At 31.0% G+C, this 20,559-nt stretch carries 22 protein-coding genes; 9 read left to right on the top strand and 13 right to left on the bottom strand.

All coding sequences use genetic code 11. The features are described from left to right. Entirely contained in the window at positions 1 to 1,365 is a 1,365-nt protein-coding gene (gene rimO, locus HA141_RS00560) for a 30S ribosomal protein S12 methylthiotransferase RimO (RefSeq protein ID WP_209116247.1), read from the bottom strand. 105 nt (positions 1,366 to 1,470) lie between these two features. Between rimO and HA141_RS00555 the strand changes: the two genes are divergently transcribed. Next, entirely contained in the window at positions 1,471 to 2,406 is a 936-nt protein-coding gene (locus HA141_RS00555) for a vitamin K epoxide reductase family protein (protein ID WP_209116246.1), read from the top strand. On the opposite strand, the gene nadB is transcribed toward HA141_RS00555, so the two are convergent. After that, a complete protein-coding gene (nadB, locus tag HA141_RS00550; RefSeq protein WP_209116245.1) occupies positions 2,396 to 4,063 on the bottom strand; it encodes an L-aspartate oxidase in 1,668 nt (555 codons plus the stop codon). The genes HA141_RS00555 and nadB overlap by 11 nt on opposite strands. Beyond that, entirely contained in the window at positions 4,063 to 4,830 is a 768-nt protein-coding gene (locus HA141_RS00545) for a DUF3120 domain-containing protein (protein WP_209116244.1), read from the bottom strand. Before HA141_RS00545 ends, nadB begins: the two co-directional genes overlap by 1 nt. A gap of 185 nt (positions 4,831 to 5,015) precedes the next feature. On the opposite strand from HA141_RS00545, the gene HA141_RS00540 reads away from it, so the two are divergent. The 5 genes from HA141_RS00540 to HA141_RS09635 all read left to right on the top strand — a co-directional run bounded on the left by HA141_RS00540 (position 5,016) and on the right by HA141_RS09635 (position 9,999). Next, on the top strand, positions 5,016 to 6,416 hold the full coding sequence (locus HA141_RS00540; protein WP_209116243.1) for a TIGR03279 family radical SAM protein: 1,401 nt from the start codon (positions 5,016 to 5,018) through the stop codon (positions 6,414 to 6,416). 3 nt (positions 6,417 to 6,419) lie between these two features. Beyond that, positions 6,420 to 7,853 (top strand): TolC family protein, encoded by a 1,434-nt coding sequence (locus tag HA141_RS00535; RefSeq protein WP_209116242.1) that lies wholly within the window; start codon positions 6,420 to 6,422, stop codon positions 7,851 to 7,853. Further along, positions 7,850 to 8,650 (top strand): inositol monophosphatase family protein, encoded by an 801-nt coding sequence (locus tag HA141_RS00530; protein ID WP_209116241.1) that lies wholly within the window; start codon positions 7,850 to 7,852, stop codon positions 8,648 to 8,650. Before HA141_RS00535 ends, HA141_RS00530 begins: the two co-directional genes overlap by 4 nt. An 85-nt stretch (positions 8,651 to 8,735) precedes the next feature. Next, positions 8,736 to 9,650 carry a YihY/virulence factor BrkB family protein gene (locus HA141_RS00525; RefSeq protein ID WP_209116240.1) on the top strand — a complete coding sequence of 305 codons (915 nt, stop codon included), beginning with the start codon at positions 8,736 to 8,738 and terminating at the stop codon, positions 9,648 to 9,650. Between the two features lie 151 nt (positions 9,651 to 9,801). After that, entirely contained in the window at positions 9,802 to 9,999 is a 198-nt protein-coding gene (locus HA141_RS09635; RefSeq protein ID WP_245157246.1) for a hypothetical protein, read from the top strand. Between the two features lie 3 nt (positions 10,000 to 10,002). Here the strand turns inward: HA141_RS09635 and HA141_RS00515 are convergent, their stop codons facing one another. The 3 genes from HA141_RS00515 to HA141_RS00505 form a co-directional block, all read right to left on the bottom strand. Continuing rightward, complete coding sequence (locus HA141_RS00515; protein ID WP_209041481.1) at positions 10,003 to 10,149, bottom strand: high light inducible protein; 147 nt, start codon at positions 10,147 to 10,149, stop codon at positions 10,003 to 10,005. A 69-nt stretch (positions 10,150 to 10,218) separates the two neighbouring features. After that, on the bottom strand, positions 10,219 to 10,602 hold the full coding sequence (locus tag HA141_RS00510; protein WP_209116238.1) for a hypothetical protein: 384 nt from the start codon (positions 10,600 to 10,602) through the stop codon (positions 10,219 to 10,221). Between the two features lie 34 nt (positions 10,603 to 10,636). After that, complete coding sequence (locus HA141_RS00505; protein ID WP_209116237.1) at positions 10,637 to 10,897, bottom strand: DUF2973 domain-containing protein; 261 nt, start codon at positions 10,895 to 10,897, stop codon at positions 10,637 to 10,639. Between the two features lie 176 nt (positions 10,898 to 11,073). Between HA141_RS00505 and HA141_RS00500 the strand changes: the two genes are divergently transcribed. Further along, positions 11,074 to 12,195, top strand: a complete 1,122-nt coding sequence (locus HA141_RS00500; RefSeq protein ID WP_245157245.1) for a trypsin-like peptidase domain-containing protein — start codon at positions 11,074 to 11,076, stop codon at positions 12,193 to 12,195. A gap of 287 nt (positions 12,196 to 12,482) precedes the next feature. Here HA141_RS00500 and HA141_RS00495 read toward each other — a convergent pair whose 3' ends face one another. After that, positions 12,483 to 14,093 (bottom strand): ABC-F family ATP-binding cassette domain-containing protein, encoded by a 1,611-nt coding sequence (locus tag HA141_RS00495; protein ID WP_209116235.1) that lies wholly within the window; start codon positions 14,091 to 14,093, stop codon positions 12,483 to 12,485. 72 nt (positions 14,094 to 14,165) lie between these two features. Between HA141_RS00495 and HA141_RS00490 the strand changes: the two genes are divergently transcribed. After that, on the top strand, positions 14,166 to 14,342 hold the full coding sequence (locus HA141_RS00490; protein WP_209116234.1) for a hypothetical protein: 177 nt from the start codon (positions 14,166 to 14,168) through the stop codon (positions 14,340 to 14,342). Here HA141_RS00490 and HA141_RS00485 read toward each other — a convergent pair. Further along, a complete protein-coding gene (locus HA141_RS00485; protein ID WP_209116233.1) occupies positions 14,320 to 14,550 on the bottom strand; it encodes a hypothetical protein in 231 nt (76 codons plus the stop codon). The genes HA141_RS00490 and HA141_RS00485 overlap by 23 nt on opposite strands. A 34-nt stretch (positions 14,551 to 14,584) precedes the next feature. Further along, positions 14,585 to 14,923, bottom strand: a complete 339-nt coding sequence (locus HA141_RS00480) for a hypothetical protein (RefSeq protein ID WP_209116232.1) — start codon at positions 14,921 to 14,923, stop codon at positions 14,585 to 14,587. A 117-nt stretch (positions 14,924 to 15,040) separates the two neighbouring features. Between HA141_RS00480 and HA141_RS00475 the strand changes: the two genes are divergently transcribed. Continuing rightward, positions 15,041 to 15,343, top strand: a complete 303-nt coding sequence (locus tag HA141_RS00475; protein WP_209116231.1) for a ribbon-helix-helix domain-containing protein — start codon at positions 15,041 to 15,043, stop codon at positions 15,341 to 15,343. A 2-nt stretch (positions 15,344 to 15,345) separates the two neighbouring features. Here HA141_RS00475 and HA141_RS00470 read toward each other — a convergent pair whose 3' ends face one another. From HA141_RS00470 to HA141_RS00455, 4 genes are read right to left on the bottom strand one after another with little or no spacing between them, the layout of a single operon-like run. Continuing rightward, entirely contained in the window at positions 15,346 to 16,050 is a 705-nt protein-coding gene (locus HA141_RS00470; RefSeq protein WP_209116230.1) for a potassium channel family protein, read from the bottom strand. Positions 16,051 to 16,068: 18 nt separating this feature from the next. Then, positions 16,069 to 17,472, bottom strand: coding sequence for a TrkH family potassium uptake protein (locus HA141_RS00465; RefSeq protein WP_209116229.1), 1,404 nt, complete (start codon positions 17,470 to 17,472; stop codon positions 16,069 to 16,071). Between the two features lie 5 nt (positions 17,473 to 17,477). Continuing rightward, complete coding sequence (locus HA141_RS00460; protein ID WP_209116228.1) at positions 17,478 to 19,286, bottom strand: SLC13 family permease; 1,809 nt, start codon at positions 19,284 to 19,286, stop codon at positions 17,478 to 17,480. Positions 19,287 to 19,341: 55 nt separating this feature from the next. Continuing rightward, entirely contained in the window at positions 19,342 to 20,529 is a 1,188-nt protein-coding gene (locus HA141_RS00455; protein WP_209116227.1) for an NAD(P)/FAD-dependent oxidoreductase, read from the bottom strand. Between the last annotated feature and the right edge of the window lie 30 nt (positions 20,530 to 20,559).

The raw sequence follows: 20,559 nt of genomic DNA, 5'->3' as shown, positions 1-20,559 counted from the left end.
CTATAAAATTTTAATAGTCTCTCCATACAAATCATATTCATCACCAAAAGAAATATTTGCTTCAACAAATTTACCAATATAATTTTTCAAATCAATTTTATCCTTAAGAGATAAAATTACTGTTCCGTCAACTTCAGGGGCGAAATTATAGGACCGACCTATTAATTCGTTATTATCTGATATTTTTTCTACCAAAATCTTCATTTTTGAACCAACATATGACTGATTTTTATCTTTGGAGATATTTTGTTGAACTGAAATAACGTTATCTTTTCTTGCCTCTGCAACCTCTAGGGAAACTTTATTTGGCAAATCAAAAGCTGCAGTTCCTTCCTCAGGAGAAAAAATAAACACTCCCACATGATCAAATTTGTGCCTATCCAAAAATTCGAGAAGATGTTCAAAATGTTCTTTTTCTTCTCCAGGGAATCCAACAATGAGACTAGTTCTTAATACAGCAGATGGAATTTCTTCTCTAATTTTCTCCAAAATTGATTCATTCAAAGAAGCCTGCCAAGGTCGATTCATACTCTTCAATACATCAGGATGACTATGCTGAAGTGGTAAATCAAAGTAAGGCACTATATTCTTTGAATCTTTGAAAGCTCTAATAACATCATCAGTTAAACCCGTTGGATAAGCATAATGTATCCTTATCCAAGGAATTGGAACTTTAGAAAGCTCATTCAAAAGTTTGGCTAATGATGGTTTTCCATAAATATCTTGACCATAATTAGTTGTTATTTGACTAATTAAAATGATTTCTTGAATACCCTGTTTTGCAAGACTTTTAGCTTCTGAAACTATAGATTCTATTGTTCTACTTCTTTGAGGACCTCTCAACTTAGGAATAATACAAAAAGCGCAATTATAGTTGCAGCCTTCAGCAATGCGAAGATAAGCAACAAATTTATTTTTATCTACAAAGCGAGGTATTTCCTCATCTGCAATAAATTCCGGTATTTTTGAAACTTCATTAACGATTTCCCCTTTTTCTACTCTGTCTAAAACCTTGGCTATCTTTTGATAATCTCCTGTTCCAATCAAACCTTTTATTTCAGGGATTTCTTTTATAAGCTCATCTTTAAAATGCTGAGCCATACAGCCTGCAACTATTACTTCTTTTCCTTGATTTGTATATTCTAGAATTTTCCTAATAGATTCTTCTCTAGCTGTTTCAATAAAACTGCAAGTATTTACAACAACAACATTTGCATCATTTATATTGCTGTCAACTTCATAACCCTCTTTATCTAATAAGCCTTGCATATGTTCAGTATCAACAAGATTTTTCTCACAACCAACATGACTGAATGCAACCTTAGATAGTTTTTTTTCTTTTACATTGAGACTATTTTTTTTCACAACTTGAAAAATAAGAATTAAAAGATTGACACAGCATTTCGTATATAACTCTCATGCCAAGATAATATTAGGATAGATAATGTAAATAACAAACTTTCTTTTTGTATGTCCCTTAAAACTTTAAACAGAAGAAATAAAAAGGATTTGAAATGGCCAAAAATCATAATTGCAATTCTTAGCACTATAGGCATAGTTGATACAGGTTCGATTACTTTAAAAAACTGGGGATTATTTACTTCGCTTTCATGCCCAGGGATACAAAATGGTTGTGAAACAGTTTTAAATAGTCCTTGGGGTACTTTATTTGAAAATAATCAAGTTAATATACCTCTCTCATTGGCTGGATTTATAACATATTTATCAATATTAGTTATCACAATAGTACTCTCGCTTAATTTAATTTCCCCAAAAGAAAAACTAAATAAGTTTTTATGGTGGTTTGTATTTCTAATTTCTTGTGCGTCATCAACATTTAGCTTTTTATTGATAAATATAATGTTTTTTAAGATTCAAGCATATTGCTTTTTTTGTATACTTTCAGCAATTTTATCGTTTTCTATCTTTATAATTTCTATGATTGGAGCAAAGTTCGAAAGTAGAGAACCTATGATTTTTAGAGGTTTCATTGTAGCTATTAGTGTCCTGCTGGGGGGCCTAATTTGGTCAACTAACGTTGACCCCTCTAATGCTATTGATGTTGCAAACCCTACTGAAAATGTATCGCCAATAATTACCACTTCAAGCTCTCCCCAGAAGGTAAAGTTTGCAAAATTTTTAAGTGAAAACAATATTGTTATGTATAGTGCATACTGGTGCCCTCATTGCCACGATCAGAAACAATTATTTGGTAAGGAAGCAGTTAAAGAATTAAAAGTAGTTGAGTGTGCTAAAGATGGTAAAGATAATGAGTATGAGCTATGCCAAACGAAAGGAATTAGTGGATTTCCTTCTTGGGAAATAAATGGAGAAATTATTAGTGGTACGCGTGACTTAAATGAATTAGCAACAAAAACAGACTATCAGGGAGATCTTAATTTTTAATAAATCTTTTTTGAATTTTTTTATTTAGCTGTTGCCTAGTATGGCATTCCCAATTTTTATCTTTATTTGGAAAATCATCTCTATAGTGACCTCCTCTACTTTCTTTTCTAAATAGACAAGCTTCTAATAGAGTTAGAGTTGTTATTTGTCTATTTTTCAAATCAAGTAAAAGATTCAGTACTCTCCGATTGCGTTCACTCAGTTTGATTTTTTGATCAAAATGTATTTTTTCAAGACTTCTAAGTAAAGTATTTTTTTGTAATTTAGAAATATCATCTTGAATATAACTTAGAAAATTACTCATATTGACCTTATGTCGAGAGACACCTAAATTTGCCCAACATAGTTTTCGTAACTCATCAATTTTCTCAGCTAATTTAGTAATTTGATCTTCTTTCGGATCTTGAATATCTAATTCTTGGAATGATCTATCAAATTTTACAAATTTAGGAGGATCATTCAAAATAATTGAAGACATTTTTCTTGCAAAAACAAGGCATTCCATTAGTGAATTGCTAGCCAATCTATTAGCACCATGGACACCTGTTGAAGCAACTTCTCCTACAGCGTATAGCCCTTTTTTTGTAGAAGAAGCATTTAAATCAGTTTTTACACCTCCCATCCAATAGTGAGCTGCAGGAGCTACGGGGATAACCTCATTTAAAGGGTTAACACCATAATCATTGCATCGACTTAAGATAGTGGGAAAACGCTCCACAATTTTTTCTGGATCAATGTACCTCAGATCTAATCCAACATGATCTACATCATTTTCATGCATATTCTTCATAATTGCTCTACTTACCTGATCTCTAGTAGCTAAATCACGATATTTAAGATTTTTAACTGGGCTTTCACCATTTTTATCAACTAAAATAGCGCCTTCTCCTCTAAGTGCCTCAGATATTAAGAAACAAGGTGCTCCATAAAATTTTAAAGCGGTTGGATGAAATTGAACAAACTCTAAGTCTTCAATAGCAGCGCCTGCCTTCCATGCAAGAGCTATTCCTTCTCCAGAAGATTGAGCAGGATTGGTTGTATTAGTAAATAAATGCCCGCCTCCTCCTGTAGCCAAAACAACCGCTCTAGATTGAATCCAATATAAATTCGCTCCATCAAGAACCTGAACTCCTTTACATTCCTCATTTTCAATAAGAAGTTCAGTTACTCTTACACCTCTACAGTGCAGAATATTTTTTTTATTTTCAACATGATCTTCTAAAACTTCAACTAATGCTCTTCCAGTACGATCTTTTACATGCAAGACTCTTCTTCGAGAATGGGCTGCTTCTAAAGTAGTAGCTAGTTGATCAGAACTTTGGTCAAAAATCATGCCTAGATTCTGTAACCTTTCAACGCAACTCGGGGCTTCTTTAACCAGCATTTCTACAGCTTGATAATCGCAAAGTCCATCCCCCGCTTTTAAAGTATCATCAGCATGAAGCTCGAATGAATCATCTTGTCTAATAACAGATGCTATTCCTCCTTGCGCCCATCTACTAGATGATACTTTGCTAGTGTTTCTATTTAAAAGAAGGACTTTTAAATTTGTTGGCAATTCAAGGGAAGTCATAAGTCCTGCAGCACCAGCACCTATAACAATTACATCCCAATTATTTATTGGAATCAGTTCATGGGAAAATGGAGGTCTCAGCATTAAACCAATCCACTTAATGATGGTTGAAGAATTGCTAAAAAAATAAAAATACCATCAACAATTAGTGTCGTTTGAATTACATAACTAGAAACCAAGAGTGCTTTACCATTAGTAGTATTAATTGTCGCAGAATCAAAAATTTCTTTTGAAATAAACCAAAGTATAAGTCCAACAAAAACAATAATAGATAATGATTTGAATTGAATAAGATTTTCTGAGGTTTTTTGAAGAATTAGAGGTGCAGTTTCAGAATCTGCTGCTATTACCTGCCGCCATTGATCCATTATTCCAATTAAAAATATTGTAATATCAGTCATTGCTGTTCCAAACAAAGAAGAAATATAAAAACTAGAACCAATTTTCCAATTAGTACCCAAGCCAATTAAAGCTAACGGTAAAACAACAGCTTCAACAGGAATGTGAAGGATTGGAAATGGACTTAACCATCCCCAGAATAAACATCCACCAAGCCAACTCCCTGATACACCAAGTAATAATGAACTTACAATAAACCACTTATTTGATCCCTTCTGATTTAAAGTAAATACCACTAAGAGAATAATAAAAGTAAAACAAAGGGCACTTATTGGTTCTAACCTAACCCAAGGGGCTTGAACAAAAATAGGTAAAATTACAAAGAAAGAAGACCATAATCTTAAAGATATAGGATTTGATAAAAAACAATTTTCGTATGAATCAACTTTCTTATTCAATTCATAGTTCAATTTATCTTCCACTTCTAAATTTTTTGTAATTAATTCTGTCAATGAATAAAGTTTTCGAGTTATTTAATTAATTTAAATCGTGTTTTTAAAAACTGCGAATGCCATATTTTAATAAATTAAAGGCCCATAAATTCTTATCTATATTTAGTATTTTAAAAGTATTTAATACACTTTGAGTCATATATAAGTTTAGAATAAATTTATAGAAGAGTATTTGGCCTTAAATTGTGTGGCAAGAAATTAATTACAGAGAAGAACCCGATGATCTTTTGGTCCCCGATATTACTCATAAAATAAACCCTGCAGAAATTGAAAGTATTGAAGCTAATTCCATCGCTCAAGAAATAGGATTTGAACCAGGTGATTCAATTATTAGTATTAATGGGAAAAAACCAAGAGATTTAATTGATTATCAAATTCTCATTAGTGAAGAAATTTTAGATATATCAGTTTTAGATAAAAATCATGAAATTCACAATATAAGTATTGAAAAAGATCAAGACGTTAATTTAGGTATTAACTTTAAAGATGCATTATTTGATTCAATCAAACAATGCAATAATAGATGTCCCTTTTGTTTTATAGATCAGCAGCCAAGTGGCAAAAGAAAAAGCCTTTATATAAAAGATGACGACTATAGATTAAGTTTCCTGTATGGCTCTTATCTAACTCTTACAAATTTAAAAGAAGAAGACTGGAAAAGAATTGCTACGCAAAAACTATCCCCACTTTTTATTTCAGTTCATGCTACGGATCCCATTACAAGAGAAAAATTATTAAAAAATCAAAAAGCAGGAGTGATCCTTGATCAAATTTCTTGGTTTGAAAAAAACTCTATACAAATACATGCTCAAATTGTTGTTTGTCCAGAAATAAATGATGGCGATATTCTTGAAAAATCAATTTTTGAACTTGCTAAATTCTACAAAAAAAATTCTCAGACAGTACTATCAGTAGCAATAGTTCCTGTGGGACTTACAAAATTCAGACCTGAAAATGATGGATTGAAATCAATAAGTCCAGAATATGCAATAAAAACAATTAGACAGGTAGAGAGGATTCAAGACTCTCTAAAAATTAATCTAGGAACTCGTTTTTGTTGGCTAGCAGACGAATGGTATTTAATAGCTGGTATAAATTTACCTAGTTATCAAACCTACGAATATATGCCACAAGAATCTAATGGAGTAGGATCAATTAGGAACTTTTTAAAGATTTTAGATGAAAATTCTAACAACTTGCCAAAAAAAATTAAACAGTCAAAAAAAGTCAGTTGGATCGTTGGTAAATTAGTTTATGAAGCCCTAATTCCTATAGTTAATAAATTAAACTTAATTGATGGTTTAAAAATTTACTTATATGGATTACCAAGTATTTATTGGGGTCAAGATCAAGTTGTTACAGGTTTGCTTACTGGAGAAGATCTAATATACGGGCTGAAAAATAAGGATTTAGGAGAAGCTGTTTATATACCATCTATTATGCTAAAACATAATACTGATTTATTTCTAGATGATAAAAATATTGCAGAAGTTGAAACTCAAATAAATAGCAAAATTCACGTTCTAGATGATTCAAATGATATTATTAATACTTTGATTGGTAATCGAAAATCATCGATATTATAAAATATGTTTAGAAGAGTAATAAATCCTATCTTATTCTTACCCCTTGCCATAAGTATCAACTCTAATAATGTGCTATCTAGCGAAATAAAAAATTATATTGATAATGTTTTAGAAGAAAAGTCAAATATTACTTATGTTGATTATCAAGAAATAGAAAAAATTGTTTTAAATAATAAAGAATTAAAATCATTAGAAAAATTAGTAACCTCTGCAAGCTTTAATCTTTCCAGTCAAATTTCTCAAAGATACCCATCTTTAGATTTTCAGGCAATGGGGTTACCAAGATATGTCGCGGGTAAAAATTACAGCAGTAATTCACAGACTTTAAAAACATCACAATTTACAGCTAATCCGTCTTTACAAATTAAGTGGGATTTAATAGACCCACTAATAGGATCCAAAATTAAAATTGCCAAAGAAAATTACAAAATTGCAAAAAATAATTATGAGATTAAGAAAAAAGATTTAATTCGAGAAGCAAAAATGAGGTATCACAAATACCAAAAATCATATCAAGATATCAAAAATAAAAATTTTACACTTAATTTATCAATTACAAGTTTAGATAATGCTCAAACAAAGTTAGAAGCTGGAATTGGTACAAAATTTGAAGTTCTTGAAGCAGAGGCTCAATTATCTCGAGATAAACAATCTCTCAATGAAAAAAAAATAGAACACCAAATTAATAGGATTTCCCTTAAAGAAATACTTAATATTAACGGGGATTTTGAAATTAATAAAGAGCAAAATCTAATAGGTTTCTGGAATCATAGATTGAATAAAAATATTAATGAAGGTTTAGATAAAAATCTTTCCTTAAAAAATCTTATCCTTCAACGATCAATCAAAAAGAACCAAGCAAATAGTTTTCTAGCTCAAAATAAGCCAAATATCTATATTAGCAATACATTATCTAGTACATTTTCCAAAGGTGAATCTCTAACAACTAATATCGACTCTGAAAAATCTGGATCTAATTATACAAATACCATAAGTCTAAATTTTGCATGGAGTATTTTTGATGGCGGACAAAATAAGAACTCTTACAAATCAAAAATAGCAGAAGCTGAAGCTGAAAAATATGCTTATGAAAATCTAAAAAATGCTTTAACAACAAATATTAGTAAAGCCTACTTAAATCTCAAATTAAATGAAGAGAAAATAATTACCTCTCTAAAAGAAATTGAATCTAGTACAGAGTCTTTAAGGCTTTCTAGACTTAGATATGATGTTGGAATATCAACTCTAAAAGATGTTCTTGTTAGGCAAAGTGAATTAAGTAATGCGAAATCAAAAAATATTAATGCAATATACAATTACAATTTGAATTTAGATGAATTAGAAAGATTAACTTTTATTGATATAAGTAAAAATTGTTTGGGTATCAATAATACTAAAGTTAAAGATAAAGATTCTATTTGCAATATACAAAGATGAATCCACCAAATTTAACTAATAAGCAACTAAGTGAACTAAATTCTTTATTTGAATTAGTTAGTGAACGACAGAAAAAAGATTTTGGAAATATTAGTGCCAGCAATAAAGCAGATGGATCATTATTAACAAGTTGTGATTTATGGAGTGACAAAACAATAGTAGATGGCTTAGCTTCCATAGCTCCAGGTGAGGGCGTCCTTAGTGAAGAAGGGCAAAAGTTCATTCCAAACTCAAAAGCTTTTTGGGTAGTCGATCCACTCGATGGGACAACAAATTTTGCTGCGGGCATTCCTTATTGGTCTATATCAGTGGCAAGATTCGTTAATGGTAAACCGCAATCTTCTTTTTTAATAATTCCCACATTGAAAAAAAAGTTTGTATCCATTAAGGGAAAAGGAGTTTGGTTAAATAATCAGAAAATAGATCCTAACCAAAATAATCGTCAAAGTGAATGCATTTCTTTGTGTAGTAGATCTATAAAAATTTTACAAAAAAAACCAAACTCAGTATTTCCTGGCAAAATCAGGCTGTTAGGTGTATCCAGTTTAAATCTAACAAGTGTAGCGATGGGACAAACTTTCGGAGCAATAGAATCAACTCCCAAGATATGGGATATTGCAGCGGCTTGGTTGATATTAGAAGAACTTAATTGTTCTATAGAGTGGTTAGAAACTAATCCTTTAAGTTTAGTTTCAGGAGAAAACTTGAGCGATGTTAATTTTCCATTAATTGCTTGTAGATCTATAGAAAAAGTTGAAATTTTAAAGCCATGGGGCAATTTATTATTGGCAAAATAGTTGCATCATAAATAAATAATTGCTTGAAAAATTTCTTTATCAGATACAATAAAAAATAAATGAAAAATATTTGAAGAAAATTAATATGCAGCGCAGTTCAACCTGGATACTGAAAAGTTTGTGGGGTGCATGTGAAAGATGGAGTAAATCTGATTGCATTGATCTAAGTGCTGCGTTTGCCTATTACACACTGCAATCATTTTTTCCTATTCTTTTAATTTCTCTTTCAATAGCATCATGGTTTCTAGGCAAACAAGAGGGTTTAGATCAAGAAATAATTGCTATTGCGGCCCAAGTTTTACCTCCGTCAGTAGTTGACTTAGTAAAAACAACATTATTTAAATTAATTGATCAAGGTTTTGGTGCTGGTATTCTAGGAGCCATGTTTTTGCTTTTTACAGCAGGAAATGCATATTTATCTCTTCAAAGAGGAGCAGACAGACTATGGGAAGACGAACTTCCTTCAAAAAAAATTAATGCTGCCTGGAGAGAGCAAGCATCGAGATTTCTGAGAAATAGAGTTGAAGCTTTCTTAATAGTATTCTTTATTGGTTTTTTAATGGTATTAGATCAAATTAGTGCCAATTTAAGGATGATCCCAAGTAACGTTTTGGAAAATCTCTCAAAATCTAACAATTTAATATCTGACTTATTACTAAAGTTACCGCTTCTACAAGTTGGCCAATTTGCAATCCCACTATTTGGCTTTTCTTTAATGGCTCTTTTATTACAAGCTCTTTTACCTAGTAGAAAAGTTCCTTTAAGGCCTCTATTACCTGGATCTTTTCTTATTGGAATTGGTTTAACTACTTTGAACCTAGCAGTAAGTAAAAGTATTCTCTCGCTTGGTGCAAGATTTCAAGCATATGGTTTTATCGGTGGTTTTCTTGTACTTACTTTATGGGTCTGGTTACTAGGAGTGATTTTATATTTTGGTCAGTGTTGGAGTGTCGTTATTGCTAGCATGACTTTAGTAAATAAAAAAAGACAAACAAGATAAAAAAACTATGAATTATTTTCTAAGAGTTAATAAAAATTTAATAACTTATACTTTGATACTTTTAATGATTATTCCTATATTTGGAATCAACTTTTTTATAGGTTTTATAGGAAATATCCTTTTTCTTTTATTTCTGATTCCCTTTTTTTTATTGATTCTAGCATTTGTAGGTTTTAATTTTTATAAGTCAAAAATTATTAGATGTAATAATTGTGGTGCAATATCATTAGGTTTAAGTGAAACCTGCGTGAATTGTGGAACAAACTTAGAAAATATTAACAGTAAAAAAAGTATTGATACAAAACCTGGGGAGAGTACTATCGAAGTAAAGGCAGAAGAAATAAAATAAAATCTATCCTATTCCAATTTGGCGAAGAATACTTTGCCCAGTAATTAATTCGGTGCCCAAGCCAATTAAAATTCCCATCATAGCCATACGTCCATTCCAGGTTTCAGCAAAATTAACAAAGCCAAATCTTTGTTGATTTTCATCATTCATAATTAATTAAATTACTCAATAATTTATTTTAACGTTTCAAATAAGAATTTATGATAATTAATAAATTAATTATTTAACATGTCTAACACCATCGACAGGTCGATACTCGTCGCCAGTTGATTCCTCATATATAATTGCCGGCAAACCTGTATCAAACATTGTTTGTAAAGCTTCTTTTAACAAAGGATTCCATCCTCCAGTGCTTACTTTCCCATGTCTTACTGTCCAATCCCAAGTCCCCTTAAGATCTCTGGGTATTCTTCCTTCTCTATCTCTTCTCGCAACTAAGTCTAAAGATTCAACTAAACCAACAATAATGGGATTTTTACCATAAGAAGGAGTAAGGCTGAGTTCTAGCCTAACAGGATCTTCCTTAACCATTTTCAGGCGAAACCTAGGTGGCAATTTAAGAGACCTTATTACAGCTGAGACAATTTTTGTTCTTAATTCCAATGTTTTTACCTTAAATTTTAAAATAATTGATTAATCAATCAGTTGTAGAACCCTTTTCTTCCAGAGAAGAGTCATTATCATTTGAGAATCTAACTGTTAATAGTTCTTCTTCTGTTATATTTCCTGATTTATCAAGAAGTTCGGGATGTATTGTGTATTTTTTTTGCTTTAAATTCGATTTGTAAAGTGTTTTTTCTGTGCCGGAAATACCCCAGCCATTGGACATAACTTTAAAAGCTTTCCAGACTAGAAAAGTTAAAGCTGCTGAATATATAATTGGAAACAGAAGTGTCATTTAATTTATTGATTAATAAGATCTATGCTATTTATAATAACGTGAAAAAAAGAAATTTAACCATTTTCCGAAAATAAATCCCTCTATAAATTAAATAAATTTTTTTTAAGTAGTTATAGTGAAATTACACAAATATTGTGTATCAAATGTATAGGAAGAACATAGAAAAATCAAAATTGAAAAGCTGCATCCACAAGAAATTAATAGTTTCTTCAGTTATATCAATGGGAATTTTATCTACACCAAAGGTAATATGTGGACCATTAATAAACCCAAGATTTAAAGAAGTAAATGAATATTCAAAGAAATCTTTCATTACTAAAGCTGTCGAAAAAACTGGTCCTTCTGTAGTAACAATTGAAACTCAAAAATTTGTTAAAAAAAGAAAATTTTCAAATAATTCTCAAATATTTCTTGACCCGTATTTTGAGAGATTTTTTGGATTAGATTTACCTAAAGAAAATCAGCCAAGCATAGAGCAAAGCCAAGGAAGTGGCTTTATATTCGCCGACGGACTTGTTATGACTAATGCTCATGTCATTCAAGGATCAGATAAGGTAATTGTTGGTTTAACCAATGGTAAAAAGTTAAAAGGTCAACTTATAGGACAAGACTTTTTTACCGATTTAGCTGTTCTTAAAATTGCGGGTAAAGGGCCTTGGCCAAAAGCAAAATTAGGAGATTCTACAAAAGTTAAAGTTGGTGATTGGGCAATCGCAGTTGGAAATCCATTTGGACTTGAAAATACAGTTACTCTTGGAATTATTAGTAACCTAAAAAGAAACGTCGCTCAATTAGGTATATATGATAAAAAACTTGAACTTATTCAAACAGACGCTGCTATTAATCCTGGAAATTCTGGCGGTCCACTATTGAATAGCAATGGAGAGGTTATAGGTATTAATACACTAATAAGATCAGGGCCAGGAGCTGGGTTAAGTTTCGCAATCCCAATAAATAAAGCTAAAGAAATTGCTGATCAACTAATAAATAAAGGGAAAGTAATTCATCCTATGATAGGCATAAGCCTAATAGAAAAAAGCAGTTCCGAAAGCAATTTGAATCAGGTAATTGTTGGATACGTAGTTCCGAATAGTCCAGCTGAAAAGAGTGGGATAATGAAAAATGACATAATCATAAAAGTGGGTAGTAAGGACATTGAAACAAGTTCAGACGTCATAAGCCAAATAAGTCAAAATGGTATTAATAAAAAAATAAATATATTATTAAAGCGAAGAAATAAATTTATTAAATTAAAAGTAATACCAACTGATATTACCAATTTACAAAACAAGTAAAAGTTTCAATTATCATTTTTTTTGAGTATTTCCACGCATCTAGAAATACAAGTACCATCTTTCATATCACAACTTGAAATGCATTCAAAATAACTTTTAATAGGATCGTAAATTTGAAGATATTTTTCTTTTAAATAATACTTTTTCATAATTAATTATTAAAAACTATTTTGTATCTTTAAGATTAAACAAAGATTGCAAAATATGTAAAGATAAATAAGTGATCTTGCTTAGCTAATTTTAAACTTTACCAAAAACAATTATTTATTATTTACTAATTTTGTTTTTTACTTTTTTTCTAAAAAATATTCGTAGTTTCCAATATATGAATTTAATTTTGAATCTTTAATTTCAATAATTCTATTTGCAACTTTTGAAATGAAATACCGATCATGAGAAATGATTAATAACGAACCTTTATAATTCTTAATTGCTAATTCTAAATTTTCTTTAGATTCTAAATCCAAATGATTAGTTGGCTCATCCAATAATAAAAAATTACTCGGATTCATAATCATAAGAGCCAATGCTAATCTTGCCTTTTCACCACCACTTAATTGTTTAATATACTTAAAAACAGTTTCATTTTGGAAGCCAAAACCTCCTAAAAATGTTCTTACTTTTTTTTGTGACCATTCTGGAGATTTTTTACATATTAAATCAATAACCCTTTCCTCAAGTGAAAGTGCTTCAGCCTGATTCTGTTCGTAATAGCTAGTAATTATATTGTGTTTACCTAAATTAATTTCTCCAATTTCAGGGGATATCTTTTTCATAATAATTTTAAGCAATGTAGATTTACCACAGCCATTAGGGCCTAATAATGCTATTTTCTCACCCGAAGAAATCTTTAAATTCACGTCTAAAAAAAGAATTTTATCTTCATAACTATGAGACAAATTTTTGATATTTAAAACTGATTTTCCTGAGCGAGGACAATCTGGAAAAGTAAAAGCAGGACCTTTTGATTTAGCTCTTGGAGCCTCAATTTTAGAAATCTTTTTTAATTGTTTTTCTCTACTTTTAGCTTGCGAACTTCTAGTTGCACTAGCTCTAAATCTATCTATATACTTCTTCTGAATCTCAATTTCTTTTTGTTGTAATTGGTATGCTTTATTTTGTGATTCTTCATTTAAAGATTTCTGTTCAACAAAAAAAGAATAGTTACCATTATATATTTCAGATATTCCTCTATCTATAAAAATTATTTTATTACATACTTTGTCTAAAAAATATCTATCATGGCTGATGATGATGATTGCAATTTTAAGCGACGCTAAATATTCTTCTAACCAGAAAATAGTCTCTAAATCTAAATGGTTTGTTGGTTCATCCAATAAAAGTAGATCAGGCTTTTGTAATATAATTTTTCCAAGTGCAACTTTCATCTGCCAACCACCTGAAAAATTACCAACTAATTTATCAGCATCTTCCAGAGAAAAGCCTAGTTTTGGCAATATTTTTTCTACATCAGATTGCATTCTATAGCCACCTAAAGTTTCAAATTTTGCTTGATATTTTGCAAGTTTATTTACTAATATTTCAAATTCATCGGAATGTTGTTTTATATCCAAGGATTCCATTTCTTTCTCAATTTCTAGAAGTTTAATGGCAACAATCTTAATTTCTCTGAAAGAACTTTCTAATTCCTCCCTTACCGAACAATCCAAGTTACAATCAAATTCCTGTTTTAAATGTGCAATTTTAGGGTTTCCCTCTTTAATAATCGTTCCACTTGTTTGATCTTCCTCTCCCATTAAAATTTTAAATTGGGTTGATTTACCTGCTCCATTAGAACCAACCAAGCCAACTTTTTCTCCTTTCTTAATCTCCCAATTAATATTTTTTAAAACAACATCTGTGGAATAAATTTTGCTTACACCTTCAAATCTAATCACTGTTTTAAAAATAAAATTTAAAAAATTTACGGCATATTTACTAAAAATATTTTTCTAGAATAAAATTGAATTATGAAACGAATAGAACAAATTGTAGTAATTTTCATAGCTGCAGCTCTTGCAATACCAAGTTATTGGTTTTTTTGGACTTTAGCTGGTGGAGGCGGTTACAACAAAAGAGTAAAACCCATGACGAATCAAAACAATATTTATTCGACACCTTCTACTACAGACCTCCTCGAGCCTTAACTAACCACATTTTAGTAGCCTCATCGTCAATAGTACTCAAATAATCAATAACCTCTTCTTTGGTTACAGAAATATTCAACTCATTGCCAATGTCACATATTTTATCAAGGGCTTTTTTAGGGTTAGTTAAAGCTGTCATAAACAAACTTTTTTTCTTTTTGGAGTCATTTGCTATTAACTTATAAAGCTTTTCGGCATTACTAGACATGTCATTAAAATCTATTTATTAATAGATTATTACTTCAAGCTACATTTTTTTCATTATATTTATCAAAAGATAAATCATTATCCGTATCATTTATTTCTTTTGCTGATGCATCTGCCATACTTCTTGCATCTAAACATAATACCTTTCTTAATTTCGCGAAGTTAGCTGCATGAGATTTTCTACCATCTTTTTGAGCATAATACTCAGACTGCTGAAGAATATGATGAAGATGGGTTAACAAATATGGACTAATTACAGCTGATACCAAAACATCACTATTTTCATTATCGTGAGAATCAGAATTAACTAACCTTTTTTTCTTTTTATCAATTATCGACCGTTTAGGTGAATCAAGTTTTCTTGAACTTTTCATAGGGCAATAAAAAAATTAATTGATACGGAGATATATTTCCTTACTAATAATATACACAAAGATAGTATCCTTGACTAACTGTGTATACTAATAAGTAACAGTTATCAACTTTGACTCATGGCTACCCGTCAAAACTCAACAAATGGGAAGCCCAAATCCCCTAGGATTCAAGTAGTTCTACCAGAATTAATATGTGAACAGCTGACTATTTTAGCTAGTAATGAATCTAGAACAGTTAGTAATATGGCAAAAGTATTAATACAAGAAGGTATAAAAAAATACTTCGAAAAAGAAGGTAAATCTCTCATTTCAGAAAATAATTCAAATACCGATAAATTTAGAGACGAACTTGAGAAACAAAGTATTAGAAGATTAAAAAGAGCTCCTCAAAGGATTCAATACTATAAAAAATCCAATTAAAATTAATTTTGAGGCAATTTTTGTAAATCTACAGTTTTTCCCATAACTACCAAAATATTTCCCCTTTCTAGAATATATTTTGCCGGTGGATTAACTGTTAACTCTTCAGCAGGTCCTGCTGCAAGAATATTAACTAAATAATTCTTCCTCAAATTTAGATCTCTTAAAGATCTTCCAATAAATTCCTCCGGAACAGTTATTTCATCTATACCAGTTTGATTATCTAATTCTAATCTTTCAATTAAATTTGGTCTAACTAGTTCTAAACCTAATCTTTCTCCTTGCATTCTGGAAGGGAAGACAACTTTATCTGCACCAACCCTTTTTAACATTTTTTCGTGCAAATCGCTTGTAGCTCTTGCTATTACTCTTTTCACTTTGCTACCCTCACTATCTTTAGCAATAAGTGTTGTAGTGATACTTGCTTCAATAGGTTCACTTATACCTACTACAACAGTATTCATTTCGAGAATTCCAGATTCTTTCATAGACTCTTCATCAGTACAGTCTACGACTCTAGCTTCTATGGAAGGTTCCAATTGTCTCAAATCATCAATAGCTTTTTCCGAATAATCTGCAGCCAAAACATCTGCACCATTACTAATAAGTTCTCTACAAACAGCGGTTCCGAATCTTCCAACACCAACAACTGCAAAAGTGAGGGCTTCTTTTTCTCTCTTTTGAGACCACTGCCACCAATCAGCCATAATAAAACTCAGTCAGTCCTAAACATAAAGATCAGCCCTAGGATAGCCAATTCTCTTTTGTCTATCTATTCTACTCTTATAAAGAGCCTGCCAAAGTGCACTAAGTAGCAAAAGAATACCAAGTCTGCCCACAAACATACCAACGATAAGAATAAATTGACCAAAATGATTTAATTTTGCAGTTAAACCAATATCAAAACCAACTGTTGCAAATGCAGATATGCAAGTGAACAAAATTTCAAGAAATGTGAAAGATTCTTTTTTAATAAACGTATTAGTTGTACTTAGCAGCATTGCCATTAAAAGTACAAAAAGCAAAGATCCAACTGTAATACCAACTGCCTTTAAGATAACTTTATCTGAAATTAATCTATTGCTTATAATTACATCTTTTTGGCCTCTCAAGGTTGATCTAGTTGCAGCCATTAAAGCAATAAATGTAGTTGTTTTAATACCTCCACCAGTACCTCCAGTACTTGCACCAATAAACATTAGAGTCATTAATAACAAAAGTCCCGTATCTGAGATAGAGTTTAATGAGATTGGATAATTTGTAAAGCCTGCTGTTCTTGCACTCACTATTTCAAAGATTGATGATAATAACCTCTCAAACAAATTCAAATTATTGAAAAATTTACTACTCAGCAATGATTCAGTGATAAAAAATCCTAATGATCCAAATAATATAAGAGAGAAACTTGTCCTAATAACTAGTCTAGAGTGAAGGCTCAATTTTTTATAAGAAAGATTTTTTTTATTATTCCAAATATCATCAATAACCCGCCATCCCAGTCCACCCATGACAATGAGAAAAATAAACACAGTATTAACCAAAAAATTTGTTCTATAATTTTGCAGACTATTTGACCATAAAGAAAAACCCGCATTGTTATATGCAGATATGCTGTGAAAAATCGAAGACCAAAGTCTTTCCCAATTATTTTGAATATCTACGAATCCAAAAGAATATAAAACAATTGCGCCAAACGATATGATACAAGTTGCAGTTATAGCAATGCTTTGAAAAGTTCGACCAATACCTCCAACTCCGAATTCATCCAGAGTTTTTCCTTTATCTAATCTAGTCCTTAGCTTTGTCCCCTTTACAACGAAACCTTGTAGAAATGTGGTAATTGCCATTAATCCAAGACCACCTGATAAAAGCATAAAAGCCAAGAAAACTTGGCCAAAGAAATTCAAATCAACACCAATGTCTATTATGGTCAAGCCAGTGACGGTTATGGCAGAGGTAGATGTAAAAAATGCCTCCCACAAACCAACCTTTGAAGATGAACATAAAGGGGAACTTAAAATTAAAGTTCCAAAGAAAATAATAACCAATCCTGTAACGATAGTAAATTGGGGTACAGATAGTTTTCTGTAAGCATCTTTTAACCTGTAAACTTTACTTGTGAATTCCACTTTATTTATCTGAAATTTAAGATTATCAATGCTGGCACTATAAGTGACATTATAAGTGTTAATCCAGCTCCATATTTTGCGACATCAAAAAATCTATATCTACCAGGACCATAAACCATTAAATTTGTTTGATAACCCATTGGAGTTAAGAAAGATTGACTTGCTCCAAATAAAACAAGCATTATTAAAGCACTGGGAGAAATCCCTAAAACGTTTGAAAATTCAATAGCAACGGGCAAAATCAAGGCAACCGAAGCAGCATTACTGATAAATTGGGTAAGGATAACGGTCGATACAAAAATTACGACTAAGGCAAAATACAAAGGCAACCCATCAAGAGCAAAATTAAGATTGAATGCAATTAAATCTGCTAATCCTGTTACCTGCATAGCTACACTGAAACACGATAAGGATCCCAACAATAAAATAACGTCTAACCTAATTGATTTTTGTATTTCTGCAGGTCTTAAACATCCAAAAGCAACCATCGCAATCACTGCCAAAAGAACTGAACCTACTAATGGAATATTAGTAACCGAAGGCAAAACCACCATTCCTATTGCAATTGCAATCGAGATAGGTTTTTTTATCAAGACAGGTAAATCATCTTCAAATTGATCTAAAATAAGCAAATCATTACTAGCCTGTAAACCTCTTATTGAATCTAACGGCGCTTGTAATAACAATACATCGCCTGCTCTTAAAACAGCTTTGCCTAATCTTTCCTGAACAGTTTGTTGGCCTCTTCTTAGTGCTAAAACCGTTGCATTATGACGTTGCCTGAATCTTAATTCTCTCAAACTTGCACCAGCTAAAGTTGAGCCTGCTGGTAACAAAGCTTCAAAGGTTTTAGTACCCTCATCATCTGAGAAAACGTTAGCTCCGTCGAAAGATGTTTTATTTTCTCCTAACAGAATGGTGTGTTCCTGCTGCAGCCTAAATAAATCTGCCCTTGTAACGCGTATTATTAATCTATCATCCGGTTCAATCTTTCTATCTGCCAAAGGAGGAAGAATAACTTTTCCATTTCGTTGTAATTCCAGAACATCAACGTCAAATCGTCTTTGTAATCTACTATTTCGTACAGATTGTCCAACTAATTCTGAAGTATATGGAATGGTAACTTCAGTAAAGTAAATATTCATATCCCCATTTTTAATAAACTCTTTATCTCTGCCTCTATCTGGCAAAAGCATGTCAGAAACAAGAATCATGTAAGTTGTACCTATAAGCCATACAGGAATCCCAATTGAAGTCAAACTAAATAATTCCAAAGCTCCATAACCTAATTGTTGACTAATATCACTTACAAGCAGATTTACTGAGCTACCCAATAATGTCAGAGTTCCACCTAGTAAAGTAGCAAAAGAAAGAGGTAATAAAACTTTTGATGGTGATATGTTTCTTCGCTCGCACCAACCTTCAATCAAAGGTAACAAAGACGCTACTACAGGAGTATTAGGTACAATTCCAGATATTGGAGCAATCAAAAAAGCTATTAAAGAAATTAATTTCCTTGGCGTTCTAATACTTTCAGAAGAAATCAATTCTCTTACTCTATCTAAGGCACCACTTTTAAATAATGCAGAGGAAACTGCAAATAAACCCATAAGGGTAATTAAAGATGGGCTACCAAATCCAGCTAGAGCTTTTTCGGGAGAAAGAACCCCGGTTGCTATAAATATTCCAACACATAACAAGCCAGTCAATTCTGGAGCAATAGTATTTTTGATAAACAAAATTATTGACATTATTAAAACAACTACCGTTATAAACGCATCAAAATTATTACTAACTGCTGCAATTAAATTCATATGAAACTTATTTAACTCAATATACCCAAAAACAATATTTCAAAAAAGTTTAAATTTAATTATCTTTTTTAGAAAACTTTTTAAAAATAGATTTTTTTTGGAATATCCATGAAGATAAAGATTTTAAGCTTTCCGTAATATCAGGCAACTTGGAAGTATAAATAAGTCTTCTTGCCTCAAAAGCTAATTTCCCAGATAAGGTCACCCCAAGCCCAGAAATCGAAGCTTCGCCTATTCCTAGGCTAATCATTTCACCATTGTCTTGAAATTCAAAAGGTAAAGGATCCTTTCCTTGAATTAATAGTTCTAGATTTTTAGCCAAGTGAATTCCTTCCTGCATAGCAACTTGAGCTGTTATAGGTAAATCCTCCATTCCTTCAATAATTGAAATATCTCCAATAGCAAAACAGTTTTTATAATTTTCTATTTGCAAATTACTATTAACTAGTATTCTTCCAAATTTCTTTGTTATTTGATCTGTTTTCAAATAAGACAAATTAGGTTTAACACCTGCAGTCCAAATAACAATATCTTTATCCAAAGAAGTTATTCCAAACTCATTAGAAATATTAATTTTAGTTTCTGAGACTTCTTTAACTGTGGAATTTAAAAAAATTTTGATTTTTCTTTTTTCTAGTGCAATCTCTGCTTGTTCCCTGTTAAAAATTTTGTTTCTATTAAGAATTTCATTTGATTTTTCTATTAAATTGATTTCAAATTGGTCTGAAAATATATCTTTAATTTTGCATGCTAACTCTATACCAGAGGGTCCACCTCCTACTATGAATAACTTTCTAGAAAACAAAGTTTCTTGCGATTGTTTTAAAAAAGATTTTAATTTATTAAGATCACGAAAATCATTAAAAAAATAACAATTTTCATCTACACCTTTAATTAAAAAATTATTGGGAATTGATCCTGTACAAATTACAAGATATTGATAGCTTAATTTTAATTCATCACTAAATTCAAGAATATTTTCTGTGAAGGAAATCTTGATTAAAGAATTTTTTAAAAAAGTTATACCTGCATCAGAAAAAATATTTGCAAATTTTGGCGTAGCTTCCCAACTTCTTATTTCTTTACTTAAAACTTCGTACATTAAAGGTTTAAATATAAAGTTGGATTCAGAATCAACTACAAGAATCGGTAAAGAAGGATTAAGATTTTTTAAATTCAACGCAAAAGTCATACCTGCAAAACCTGCCCCAACTATTACTATTGGTTTTTGTATTGATTTCATTAGCGAAATATTGTTATGCGTAAATGTATT

This window comes from Prochlorococcus marinus XMU1402, assembly GCF_017696205.1.
Classification (GTDB): domain Bacteria; phylum Cyanobacteriota; class Cyanobacteriia; order PCC-6307; family Cyanobiaceae; genus Prochlorococcus_A; species Prochlorococcus_A marinus_AC.
The sequence above is the reverse complement of the archived record's forward strand: the minus strand, read 5'-3'. Positions and strand labels throughout refer to the sequence as shown.

What these genes read in the sequence shown, in the direction of transcription:
- HA141_RS00475 (WP_209116231.1), top strand. Translation starts at nt 15,041, where the DNA reads ATGGCTACCCGTCAAAACTCAACAAATGGGAAGCCCAAATCCCCTAGG.
- HA141_RS00460 (WP_209116228.1), bottom strand. Translation starts at nt 19,286, where the DNA reads ATGAATTTAATTGCAGCAGTTAGTAATAATTTTGATGCGTTTATAACG.
- HA141_RS00490 (WP_209116234.1), top strand. Translation starts at nt 14,166, where the DNA reads ATGAAACGAATAGAACAAATTGTAGTAATTTTCATAGCTGCAGCTCTT.
- HA141_RS00455 (WP_209116227.1), bottom strand. Translation starts at nt 20,529, where the DNA reads ATGAAATCAATACAAAAACCAATAGTAATAGTTGGGGCAGGTTTTGCA.
- nadB (WP_209116245.1), bottom strand. Translation starts at nt 4,063, where the DNA reads ATGCTGAGACCTCCATTTTCCCATGAACTGATTCCAATAAATAATTGG.
- HA141_RS00555 (WP_209116246.1), top strand. Translation starts at nt 1,471, where the DNA reads ATGTCCCTTAAAACTTTAAACAGAAGAAATAAAAAGGATTTGAAATGG.
- HA141_RS00480 (WP_209116232.1), bottom strand. Translation starts at nt 14,923, where the DNA reads ATGAAAAGTTCAAGAAAACTTGATTCACCTAAACGGTCGATAATTGAT.
- HA141_RS00525 (WP_209116240.1), top strand. Translation starts at nt 8,736, where the DNA reads ATGCAGCGCAGTTCAACCTGGATACTGAAAAGTTTGTGGGGTGCATGT.
- HA141_RS00530 (WP_209116241.1), top strand. Translation starts at nt 7,850, where the DNA reads ATGAATCCACCAAATTTAACTAATAAGCAACTAAGTGAACTAAATTCT.
- HA141_RS00470 (WP_209116230.1), bottom strand. Translation starts at nt 16,050, where the DNA reads ATGGCTGATTGGTGGCAGTGGTCTCAAAAGAGAGAAAAAGAAGCCCTC.
- HA141_RS00535 (WP_209116242.1), top strand. Translation starts at nt 6,420, where the DNA reads ATGTTTAGAAGAGTAATAAATCCTATCTTATTCTTACCCCTTGCCATA.
- HA141_RS00505 (WP_209116237.1), bottom strand. Translation starts at nt 10,897, where the DNA reads ATGACACTTCTGTTTCCAATTATATATTCAGCAGCTTTAACTTTTCTA.
- HA141_RS00485 (WP_209116233.1), bottom strand. Translation starts at nt 14,550, where the DNA reads ATGTCTAGTAATGCCGAAAAGCTTTATAAGTTAATAGCAAATGACTCC.
- HA141_RS00515 (WP_209041481.1), bottom strand. Translation starts at nt 10,149, where the DNA reads ATGAATGATGAAAATCAACAAAGATTTGGCTTTGTTAATTTTGCTGAA.